Origin of the sequence: Pauljensenia sp. 20925_1_27, assembly GCF_041432835.1 — a bacterium.
Lineage (GTDB): Bacteria > Actinomycetota > Actinomycetes > Actinomycetales > Actinomycetaceae > Pauljensenia.
The window spans coordinates 18,352-29,085 of sequence record NZ_JAPWAH010000005.1 but is presented as its reverse complement, the minus strand read 5'-3'; the positions used below and the strand labels follow the sequence as shown (position 1 = coordinate 29,085).

General features: G+C 66.4%; 8 protein-coding genes. 4 read left to right on the top strand and 4 right to left on the bottom strand.

Annotated features, from left to right (window positions below):
• The first annotated feature begins 3 nt into the window (after nucleotides 1–3).
• The 4 genes from O3684_RS04600 to O3684_RS04585 all read left to right on the top strand — a co-directional run bounded on the left by O3684_RS04600 (nucleotide 4) and on the right by O3684_RS04585 (nucleotide 6,640).
• Entirely contained in the window at nucleotides 4–1,239 is a 1,236-nt protein-coding gene (locus O3684_RS04600) for a DUF58 domain-containing protein (RefSeq protein ID WP_500065332.1), read from the top strand.
• 77 nt (nucleotides 1,240–1,316) lie between these two features.
• Nucleotides 1,317–3,794 carry a transglutaminase domain-containing protein gene (locus O3684_RS04595; RefSeq protein WP_500065419.1) on the top strand — a complete coding sequence of 826 codons (2,478 nt, stop codon included), beginning with the start codon at nucleotides 1,317–1,319 and terminating at the stop codon, nucleotides 3,792–3,794.
• The gene (locus O3684_RS04590) at nucleotides 3,794–5,311 is read left to right on the top strand and encodes a serine/threonine-protein kinase (RefSeq protein WP_500065331.1); all 1,518 of its coding nucleotides are present in this window, start codon (nucleotides 3,794–3,796) and stop codon (nucleotides 5,309–5,311) included. The genes O3684_RS04595 and O3684_RS04590 overlap by 1 nt, the downstream gene beginning before the upstream one ends.
• Before the next feature lie 99 nt (nucleotides 5,312–5,410).
• Nucleotides 5,411–6,640 (top strand): S8 family peptidase, encoded by a 1,230-nt coding sequence (locus O3684_RS04585; protein ID WP_500065330.1) that lies wholly within the window; start codon nucleotides 5,411–5,413, stop codon nucleotides 6,638–6,640.
• Nucleotides 6,641–6,727: 87 nt separating this feature from the next.
• Here the strand turns inward: O3684_RS04585 and O3684_RS04580 are convergent, their stop codons facing one another.
• Genes O3684_RS04580 through O3684_RS04565 form a run of 4 tightly spaced genes read right to left on the bottom strand, consistent with a single transcriptional unit; the run spans nucleotide 6,728 to nucleotide 10,687 of the window.
• Nucleotides 6,728–7,948, bottom strand: a complete 1,221-nt coding sequence (locus tag O3684_RS04580; RefSeq protein WP_500065329.1) for a S8 family peptidase — start codon at nucleotides 7,946–7,948, stop codon at nucleotides 6,728–6,730.
• Nucleotides 7,942–9,537, bottom strand: coding sequence for a hypothetical protein (locus O3684_RS04575; RefSeq protein WP_500065328.1), 1,596 nt, complete (start codon nucleotides 9,535–9,537; stop codon nucleotides 7,942–7,944). The genes O3684_RS04580 and O3684_RS04575 overlap by 7 nt, the downstream gene beginning before the upstream one ends.
• 33 nt (nucleotides 9,538–9,570) lie before the next feature.
• Complete coding sequence (locus O3684_RS04570) at nucleotides 9,571–10,089, bottom strand: hypothetical protein (protein WP_500065327.1); 519 nt, start codon at nucleotides 10,087–10,089, stop codon at nucleotides 9,571–9,573.
• 58 nt (nucleotides 10,090–10,147) lie between these two features.
• Nucleotides 10,148–10,687 carry a hypothetical protein gene (locus O3684_RS04565; RefSeq protein WP_500065326.1) on the bottom strand — a complete coding sequence of 180 codons (540 nt, stop codon included), beginning with the start codon at nucleotides 10,685–10,687 and terminating at the stop codon, nucleotides 10,148–10,150.
• Between the last annotated feature and the right edge of the window lie 47 nt (nucleotides 10,688–10,734).

Here is a 10,734-nt window from a genome sequence, read left to right as displayed (position 1 = left end):
CGCGTGAAGAAACTACGTCGACTTCTCAACGGCGCGTGGCGTGCCATGGGCGAACGCGTGCGGGCTCTGCCCGGTTACGACGCGGCGGCCCGTTGGCTGGGCGCGCTCACGCCGGTCGGGTGGGCGGTGATCGCGGTAACGACCGCGGGTGGCGTCGCTGCTGCGGCCTTCGGATGGCTGGAGGGCTTCATCGTCGCCGTGATGGGTCTGGTGGCCCTCGTGGTCGCGGTCGCCTCGGTCGCGTCCCCGTCGCCGCTGTCGGTGTCCTTGCGCATGAAGAATGATCGCATCGTCGCCGGCCAGGTGGCGGTGGGGCGCATCCGCGTGGTCAACGAGTCCGGGCATCGCTCGGGTTCGACGATCGTGGAGGTCACGATCGGACGAGGCAGTGGCGAGTTCCTGGTGCCTCCGATCAGCGCGAACAGCACGTGGAACGAGGCATTTTCGGTGATGACGAAGCGCCGCGGCGTGATCAACGTGGGCCCGGCGCGCACCGTGCGTATGGACGGCCTGGGCCTGCTGCGCCGCGTGCGCTCCTGGGACGAGCCGATCCTGGTGCACGTGCATCCGCCGACGGTGCGCTTCTCGTTTGACGCGACGGGTATGCAGATGGATGTCGAAGGTGTGGCCAGCGAGAAGCTGACCAGTTCGGACGTGTCCTTCCACGCACTGCGTGATTATGAGCCGGGCGACGACCGGCGCGCGGTGCACTGGCCTTCGACGGCGCGCCTGGGCCGCCTGATCGTACGCCAGTTCGAGGAGACTCACCGTTCCCACCACATGGTGCTCCTCGACACGCGCATGGACGCGTGGGATCGGCGTTCCTTCGAGACAGCCGTGTCGGTCGCTGCGTCGCTGGCGATCGCAGGGTCGGGTGAGGCGCGCACCGTGTCGATGCACACCGCGGACGAGTGGATTCCGACGGGAACGCCCGTGGCGATGCTGGATGCGCTCTCCGAAATGGAGACCTCGACTCGTTCCGACTTCGCGGGCATCGTCCGTCGCTGCATCATGGAACGCGGCGGGATCTCGGTCCTGTCGATCGTCGTGGGAGCGGGCGTCGACGACGAGGAAGCGGCACGCCTGGCGAATATCGCGCCGGTCGACGTGGTCGTGTCCGTCATTCGCGTGGTCCCGGGACGGGCGAGGCGTCGGCGCAAGATCACGCGTGGCGTCATCATCGATTGCCCCTCCCTGGAGGACCTGCCGATGCTCGTGTCGCGGGGGGTGAACGCGTGAGTACGCCTACCCGCACCCCCTCTCGTCAGGCCGCGCCGCCGCGTCGAACGCGTCGGTCGACTGCCCAAGAAACCACCATGGGTGGCTCGGTGCACCGCGCCGCCATGCCCGCGTGGTCCCTCCTGATTCTTGCCATTCTGTTCGCTGGCCCGGTGGTACAGTTCGAGTCCGTCTTTGGTGGCGGTCAGGGTGTGATCGCGGCGCTCGCGGGCGTCGCGACCGGCCTCGCTATCGCGTGGGCGGCGGCGAAGTGGCGCTGGGACCTGCTGTCGATCGTGGCCTGCGTCGTCGCGGCTCACTTCCTGTTGGGCGGGGCGGCAGCCCTGCGCGACACGACCCGGTGGGTCGTGGTTCCCACGTCGCGCACTCTCCAGACGCTGGTGATCGGTTCGGTCGAGGCCTGGAAGGATCTTCTGACGCTGACGCCCCCTGCCGGTTCCTATGTTGGTCCGGCGATGGTCCCGTGGATGACGTGCCTCGTGTGCTCGGTTGCAGCGGGGGTCGTCACGGTACGCTACGGGCGTCCCATGTGGGGGTCCTTGCCGCTGATTCTCGCCGGAGTGATTGCGATCGTGTGGGGGCCCACGCACGAGGCTCCCTCGTCTCTCCTCGTTATTGCGTGGTGGGTTGGCCTGATCGTGTGGTGGGCGTGGGCGTCGGCGATTGGCCGTGCCCGCATGGGTGCCGACATCGTGATCGGTATGTCCGCGTCGTCGACCACTGCATCCACGACGATGGGTGGCTCGTCGCGTCAGGTCGTGCACGTGTGGTGGCGCGTGGGCATGGGTGCCCTGATGGTGGGCGTGATGGTCGCGGCCGCCCTCCCCGCGGCGTCACTGCTGGGCCCCACGGCCTCGGACCGCGTTGTGGGCCGTGACGTCGTCGAACCGCCCGTGGATGCGCGCGAGTATCCCTCTCCGCTGTCCAGTTACCGCCACTACAACAAGGATCTGGAGGACGAATCCCTGATCCGCGTGTCCAATCTGCCCAAGGGGGCGCGCGTGCGCCTGGGCGCGATGGAGGTGTACGACGGAACGACGTTCGGCATGGGTGTGACGAACAACGCTGATGGTACCGCTGGGTACCGCCGCGTCGGGTCCACGATCCCGGGACGCAGCGCAGAAACGGCGGGAGAGCAGGCCTCGGTGTCTACCTCGCAGCTCTTGGGCCCGTGGGTGCCGACGTTTGGCGAGGTATCGGTGCTGCGTTTTGAGCCTTCCGACCCGAACGCTGCTGAGCAGCAGAAGGGCTTGAACTACGACCTGTGGGCGGAGACCGCCCTGACGACGGGGCCGACGGGCCAGTTCAACTATTCGCTGAGCACGACGATGCCGCGCGATCACGAGGATTCGGAGTTCGCCAGCGTGGATGCGGCCCGCTACGCGGGCACGGACACAAATGTGCCCAAGGATGTGGACTCCCTGGCATCGGAGCACACGACGAGCGCGCGCTCGGACCTGGAGAAGGCCCGCGCCATCGAGAGTTACCTGCACACGGATGGCTTTTACTCGAACGACGACACGATTAACTCGCGCCCCGGTTCCTCCCAGGATCGTATTGAGCGCATGATCAGCGCCGAGGCGCTGGTGGGCGATGACGAGCAGTACGCGACGCTTATGGCGCTCATGCTGCACTCGCAGGGGATTAATGCCCGCGTCGTCATGGGTGCCTACCGTGAGGGGACGTCGGGCGGCGTCGACCTGACGGGCTCGGACATGCACGCGTGGGTCGAGGTCGAGTTCCCCGGCGTGGGCTGGGCGACCTTCGACCCGACGCCTCCGCGCGATCAGCAGCCCACGACGCAGGTCAACAAGCCGAAGTCTGTGCCCAAGCCGCAGGTTTTGCAGCCGCCGGAGCCCCCGGAACAGCCGGTCGAGCTGCCTCCGGCCACCCGCGACCAGGCGACGGACCCGCACGATCCGAACGGCCTGCACATCCCGTGGATGGCTATCGGGACGGTGTCCGTGTTCCTGTTCTTGCTGGTCGGTCCGGTTCTGGCGGTGCTGCTCGCGAAGTCTCGCCGCCGCAAGGCCCGCCGCGGCGCGCAGGCCGCCGAGTCGGTGCGCGGTTCGTGGGATGAGCTGGTGGATACGGCGATCGATTCGGGCCTCGTGGTGGAGCCGCACCTGACCCGTCAGGAGGTCGCGTGGGCGTTGGCTTCGCAGTGGACGCCTGACAAATCTGAGGACGACGAGGCGGGGGCGGCGAAGTCCCGCAAGCCCACCACACGCTCGGCGGCCGACGTGCGTGTGCCCGGCTGGTCGCTGTTCTCGGGCGCGGTTCCCCGCCCGGTCACCGTGGCGCGTCGCGCGGATGTCGCGGACTTCGCCGCGGGCGGCGCACGCCCTGAAGATGCGAAGCAGGCGTGGGAGGACGTGGATGAGCTGCGCCGCGAGTGGGCGGCCTCGGTCTCCCCGTTCGCGCGGCTGCGCTATGCGCTGTCGCTGAAGTCGTTGCGCTGGCGACGCCGCGCGCGCCGCCAGGCGGCCGCCGCATCCGGGGCGAAGCGTCGGCCGTTGACGGGGCGTATGGGTCGTAGGAAAGGAACACGCTGATGGATAGCGACGCTCGCGTCGGGATGGTCCCGGTTCTGCCGGGATACCAGTGGATCCGGCCGCTGGGGTCGGGTGGTTTCGCGGACGTGTTCCTGTGCCGCCAGGAGCTGCCCAGCCGAGAGGTGGCCGTGAAGGTTGCCCGGCGTGATCGTGGGGCGGACGGCGAGGCCGGGATCGCCCGCGAGGCGGACGTCATGGCCCTCGTGTCGGGTCACCCGGCTGTCGCCCAGCTCTACGGGGCGGGCCGCACGCCGGATGGTCGCCCGTACCTGGTGATGGAGTATTGCCCCGTGGCGAACATCCTCGACCAGGTGCGCGCAAATCCGATGGCGACGGACCGGGCCCTGTCCATGATCATCCGCATGTGCGGCGGCGCGGAGATGCTGCACCGTGCGGGATACGTGCACCGCGACATTAAGCCCAGCAACATTATGATCAACGCTTACGGGTCGCCGGTGCTCACGGACTTCGGAGTCTCGGAGCCGGTGGGGACGGATCCGCGCGCTGGCCGCGACGGTTTCTCGGTGATGTGGGCGCCCCCGGAGCAGATCGCGGGCACCGCGCGCGCCCATCCGACGCAGGACGTGTGGGCGCTGGGTGCGACCCTGTGGACGCTGCTGATGGGCCGTTCGCCCTTTGAGGTCGTGGATGGGGATAACTCTGCTCAGGCGGTGGCCCAGCGCGTGGCCCGTGGCCGCGTGTCGCGTATCGACCGTCCGGGCGTGCCCGAGGCGGTGACGGCTATCGTTCGTCGCGCGATGAGTCTGGATCCTGAGCAGCGTTTCGGCTCTGCCGCGGCCCTTGGCTACGCGTTGCAGACGATCGAGCGCGAGATGCATCGCCCGGTCACGGAGATGAAGCTGAGCGTCGTCGCTTCTTCGAGTGCGCCCGCCTCCGCGCTGTCTGCCCCCTCCCCGGTGGCCCTCGACGCGGAGCGTACGCGCACCCGGCGCGGTAGTTTCGCGGATGGTGCCCAGCCCTCGTCGAACGAGGCCTGGGCGGGCAACTCGACGACGGGCAGGACCGGCTTGGTCGAGGGGGAGTCGAAGCGTCCCGCGTGGGTGCTGCCGGTTCTTGCGCTCGTCATGGTGCTGGCGACCGCTGGCTTGGTGGTTGCGATGCTGACCGGCGGCGGGCACAGCGTTCACCTGGGCGGCGGTGGCGGCGAGGCAACGCCGAGCGCCGAGGCGACGGGCGGGTCTGCGAGCAGTGCCGACCAGGGGACGGATACGAGCGTGGCTCCTCCGCAGGCGGTCACGGGGCTCACCGCGACGCCGAATGGGAAAGAGATCCGGTGGGGCTGGGATATCCCCCAGCAGGGGCAGTACCAGGCCACGGAGCTGGCTTTTAAGTATCTGCTGACGCGCCCTGGCGAGGCCGTGGTCGCTGAGACGATGCGCCGCAACAGCCTGACGACGAGCGCGGTCAGCGGTGAGAACTGTCTGACGGTGAGCGTCGTCGTGGAGGCCACGGGCCGCGAATCGGCACCCGTCACCCAGTGTGTCACGGTGCCGTGAGGCGCGGTGACGGCGGTTTGGCCGTCACGCTCGCGCGCATGACCGGATGGTAGACTGACGTGTTGCGCGCCGCCGGGGTGCGCAGCGAAAGGAATAGTGATGAAGCACGGGTTCGGTCGCGTCGCGCGGCGTGGCACAGGTATCGGTGTGGCCGGGGCGCTCGCGCTCACGGCTCTGGTGGTTCCCGCGGCTCCGGCCTCTGCTGATAGTGCGATCGGAGCGAATGAGGAGCCTTTCTACTCCTACTACTACCTGGACGCGATACGGAACTCGGGGATTACGGGCAAGGGCAAGACGATTGGCCTCATCGATGGGCCAGTGAACACGGGCATCCCGGAGTTGGCGGGCGCCAATATTGAGATTTACCGTCCCTGCCAGGTTAATTCTCAGGATAAGTATTGGGACCACGGGACGGTCATTGCGCAAGAGATTGTCTCGCCCCAGTTCGGCATTGCGCCGGGCGCGACGCTGCGCGCATACGGGCTGTCCTTTGCGGGCGATTGGACTGGGCCCGACTGTGCGATTGGCGAGTTCTTGCGAGGCTATTCCGACCTCTCGGTTCTCATTGAGACTGCGCTGAACGACGGCGTGGACGTGATCACGACGTCAGCGAGTTACCCCAGTACTTACGAGGGTATGCGCTGGGCTCTGGCGCGCGCGATTGCGCAAGAAGTCCCGGTGGTCGCCTGCGTCGGCAACGATTCGACCCGCGATTCGAAGGACTGGCTACCCGCGTGGGGTGGCGTTGTGGGCGTGGCCGCGATCGAGCACAACGGCGTCATCGCGGACTATTCGAACTGGGGGAGCCCCGTGTCGACGGCGGCCCTGGCGCGCCCGTACGTGCGCTCCGGTGTGTCGCAGGAGCGCGGTAATTGGTGGGGGACTTCTTTTGCGACACCCCTCGTCGCGGGTTCGCTGGCGCTGTCGATGGAGCGGTGGCCAGGCGCGAGCGGCAATCAGATCATGCAGGGCCTGGCACACACCGGTGTGGGCGGAAACGGCGGCCAGTGGAACCCGTACACTGGCTATGGCGCGCTTGACGTGTACGCGTTGCTCACGACCTCTCCGATGTCCTTCCCGGATGAGAATCCCTTCATGGACAAGGGCGAGAACACGGTGCCGAGCCGCCAGGACGTGCAGGACTACAAGGATGGCGTCGTGGATCCGCGCGTCATCCTGAACGATAACTCCTACCAGTACCGGGGCCTCGATGAACGCCTCGTCGTCAGCCGGGACAGCACGTACCCGACGCACCTGGGGACGAGTCCGCGCTACCACAAGAAGACGACGCAAAAGACCACGCAGAAGACGACGCGTAAGAAGAAGTAGTGGGTGATGCGGCGCGCCCCGCCCTCCCCACGAAAGAGAAGGGAGAACGGGGCGCGGGGTGCGCGGTGGTTCGCGCGAGTGTCATGGTCACTTCCGGTGGTAGCGGGGGCTGGTTCCCAGGTGGACGGGGATGGACCCGTGGTCGTAGACGACTCCTTGGACAGCTCCGCGGTAGACGTAGGTGTCGGGGAAGGAGTCTAACTGTAAGGATCCTGCGACTCCGTCGATGTAGTCCTGCACCTCCTGCGCGGTGGGCTCAGAACCACCGTTCTTTTGGATGATGGGGTTCTCGTCGGGGTACTGCGAGGGATCTTGGTTGACGAGAGATCCCAGGGCAGCCGCGCCGTAGCCCGTGTACTTGTTCCAGTCGTGGTCGGGGTTCAGGCCGGTGTGGACCAGGAGCTGGAGGATCTGGTTGGTGGTGGCATCGGGCCACTTCTGGCGCGCGAGGGCCAACATGCCAGCCACGAGCGGGGCGGATATGGACGTGCCGTGAACGGTGACCGGCTCCCCTGTGTTCACGTCGTACGTGGTGTATGGTCCGCCGAAGGCGGCGGTGACCACGCCATCGCCCCAGGAGGAATAGGAGGCGAAGGTGCCATCACTGTTGATGGCGGACACGCCGACGACACCGGAATACCTGCCCAGCTGTGTGATGTTCTCGTCGGTGGCACCGTTTCCGGCCGAGGCGACGATGATGACGCCCTTGGTGATCGCGTTAGTAACCGCCCATTTGAGCTCGTTGGAAGAGTCGGAGACGCTTTGAGAGATCGAGATGAATTGGGCGCCGTCTTCGACGGCCTGGTTAATGAGAGCTCCAATGGTGTTGAGCCGGTCCCCGTTGGAGTCGCACGAGCCGTTCGATGTTGTCGTAGAGGCGGAGGCCTGATAGTTATACAGGGTCGCGTCGGGTGCCACGCCCGAGATGGGGGAGACCAGGATGATCGCCATGTCAGTATTGTGGCGGACGCCCTCGGGTGAGTCTTGGATGGTGCAGCGGCTCTTATCAGTGATGTTCGCCCCCTTGAGGGCCGGATTACTCGTATCGACCGGACCGCCGATGACGGCAATCGTGACACCCTTACCGGTAATCCCCTTCTGATGCACGGTATTCAGAGGGTAGTAGGAGAAGTACTCCTGTGAGGGCACCGCGTCGTCCGCGTGGGCCGGGGCCGGCACCAGGGTGAGGGCGCCAGCGGCGAGGGCCAGGGCGGAGGCGACGGTGGTCAGGGCGCGCGCGGCGCGCCCCGCCCTCCCCACGAAAGAGAAGGGAGAACGGGGCGCGGCGTGAGAGGATAGGCTCACCATTGGCGCGGATCCCATCCGTCGTCCGTGCTCTTGGCCGGGGTGATGGTGGTGTCAGACCCGTAGGTCTGGGACATGGGGTTGACGTAGCCGACGGGCAGATCGTCCTCGTCGTCCTCGAACTTGAAGGCGACGTACTGGCGCTTGCGGCCCTTCTTGTCCTGCTTGCCCGCGCCCGCGCCGGCACCCGCGCCTGCACCCATGAAGCCCGAACCCGAGCCACCCTTGCCCGCGGCACCGGCAGCGCCAGCCGCGCCACCGTTCGCCCCGGTGGAACCGGCAACGCCCGTCGCGCCCGACGCGCCCGCCCCGGAACCGGCCAGGCCGTTCGCACCCGCGGGGGGATTGTAGGAGCCAAAACCCGACCCGGAGTAGGAGCCGACCTTCAAGGCGGAGGCGCCCGCGCCGCCCAGGCCACCGGTCATGCCGCGCATGCCCGCGCCGAGACCGCCGGAACCCATGCGGGCGGCACCGCGCATACCGAGGGCACCCGCACCGAGCACGCCAGCACCACCCAGGCGTCCCGTGGTGCTCGCGTCGGCGGAGGCCGCGCCGCCGTTGAGGCGCCACAGGGGGTGATCCATATCCGCGGGCGGCGCCGGGGTATGCCCGCCGACGACGCCATTGCGGTAGGCCGTGCCGTTCACGCGCGTGTGCAGCAGATCCCTGCCCATGAGGTCCTGGGGATCGGTGATGGGGTTTGTGCGCGATCCGGCCTCTCCGTAGGCGGGCTCCTGCGTGGGAACCGCGCCCGAGGAGATGATGCGGTTGCGGGCCGCGGCAGCGTCGGCCTCGCTCCACCACGGCTGGTCGAAGCCACCGGGGTAGTTGGGAGAAGAAGGGCTACGATCCGCGGCGCGACCAAAGTCATCACCCTTACCGTATCCCCAGTCGCCGCCGCCAGCGCCACCAGCACCGCCACCGCCACGGGTGCCGCCACCGCCCTGGGTGCCGTCACCGCCGCCGCCCGGATTCGTGTCCTTGTCCTTCTCCTGCTGTTCGTAGTCCCTCAATTCGGTACCCGGATCGCTGGGCTTGTTCGCGACTTGGCCCTTCATGATGCCACTGATCGTCAAGGTGCGGTCGTTCACCATGTCGATGATGCGCTTCGCCGCAGCCTCGCGCTGCTCGTTCGCCTGCTCTTCGACGGCGGCGACGTAGGCGGCGCCGGTCGTGTAGAGCTTGCCCATGAAGCGGATGCCCGTACCGGGCTCGCTGGAGGGAACCGACACGAGCAGGTCATCGCGCATGGCCGCCGTGTTCGCGTCGAGGAGGTCCGGCGAGAGCTTTTCAGCCTCAGACAGCGCCGTGGCCATCACGTTACGGCCTCGAGAGTAGGTGTGATAGCCGCGCTCGTAGCCCTCCCGATACTTCTCGATACGGGTGATGGACGCGTCAACCCAGCGATCCATGGCTTTACCCGTCGCGCCGGTAAAGCCGTGGCTCTCGCGATAGGCGCGCAGGTTCTCAACGGCGTCATCAAAGCCCTTCAAGGCCTTGTCGTGATCCCCGTCCCACGCGTCAAGCCCCTTGTTGGCGCGAGCCGCCTCCATGAAGACCTTAAGACGCTCATAATTCGGTGAAGCAACCACAATATAACTCCTTTCGATCAGCTGTTGATAAGCTCAGGCATCAGGCTGCGTGTTTTGAGTAACGGGTACTGTAGTCGGCGAGACTCCAGAAGGAGTTCCGGACTGAGTGGGGGGCGCGATCAGTGGACCCGCAGCGGAACCGAGATCTTCGAGGGTCAAACCGAGTGCGTGAAGCATCGCGGTGAACTTGGTCGGGTTCTGGGAGCGGATTGCCTGCATCTGCTGGTCGGCCTGCGTGTTTTTGAACTCCAGCTGGTTGTCGTATTCCGCGCCTGTGAAGCGGGTCATGGCCTCATGCATCTGTGCCTCGAACGTCTTGAGCATGTTGGATTCGCCCGCGAGAAGTCCGGATACGGCTTCGAACATCTTCGCAGCACTGCCTTGCAGGTCCGCGGGCCCGTCTTCGTATCCCCAGAAGGTGGATGTCTGCGCGGACCCGAGGGCCTCGGTATGCTTGCGCGATCCCGTCACCGCGTCCCAGGTTTCGGTCACTTTCGGTACAGCTGCTTGCTGCTGGTCGTCGTCGTAACTGACGTCTGGATTTCCGGCCATTGTTGACTCCTAAATGGTTGATGAGAAAAGAAGAGAGTGTGTCGATGCGCAGGGCCGCTTACTTACCGACCTTGAAGCGGCGGACCAGCGGCTCCTTGGGCTGATCGTCACCATCGACCTTCAGGGTCCACACGTACGTCAGGTCGGCACCCGACCCCTCCACGTCTACCGTCCACGACGAGTAGTACTCGCAGTCCTGCTCCACGCACAGGTCGTAGGTGTCCTGGCCCAGCCGCCAGTAATCGGTGGCCGACATCATCAGGTAGATCTTGTCGTCCTTGTTCACCACGGTCTTACCCTTGGGATCCAACTTGAAGGTCTGGTCGATGATCGACGGGGGATCCACCGCAACCAGCTCCGTCCCCACCATCTTGCTCAGGGCCGTCGCCTTCGCGGCGATCTCCTGCTTCTCCGGGCCAGACGCAGACTGCATCTGGCTGACCAGCTGCTGCTTTTGCCCCTCGGGTATGTTGGGCAACTTCGAAATATCGCTGGAATTTCGCGCACCACCCAAGATGCTGCAACCGGACAGGGCGACGGAAGCGAGCAACAGGGAAGCCGTGGCTGCGCGAGCGCGGTGGGACACGAGAGAGGACATGTTTTTCTCCTACTTTCAGACTGGTCAATCATATGCGACGAAGGGGC

Coding starts and splice junctions, on each gene's coding strand:
- O3684_RS04595 (WP_500065419.1), top strand. CDS start 1,317: ATGGGTGGCTCGGTGCACCGCGCCGCCATGCCCGCGTGGTCCCTCCTG.
- O3684_RS04590 (WP_500065331.1), top strand. CDS start 3,794: ATGGATAGCGACGCTCGCGTCGGGATGGTCCCGGTTCTGCCGGGATAC.
- O3684_RS04585 (WP_500065330.1), top strand. CDS start 5,411: ATGAAGCACGGGTTCGGTCGCGTCGCGCGGCGTGGCACAGGTATCGGT.
- O3684_RS04580 (WP_500065329.1), bottom strand. CDS start 7,948: ATGGTGAGCCTATCCTCTCACGCCGCGCCCCGTTCTCCCTTCTCTTTC.
- O3684_RS04570 (WP_500065327.1), bottom strand. CDS start 10,089: ATGGCCGGAAATCCAGACGTCAGTTACGACGACGACCAGCAGCAAGCA.
- O3684_RS04565 (WP_500065326.1), bottom strand. CDS start 10,687: ATGTCCTCTCTCGTGTCCCACCGCGCTCGCGCAGCCACGGCTTCCCTG.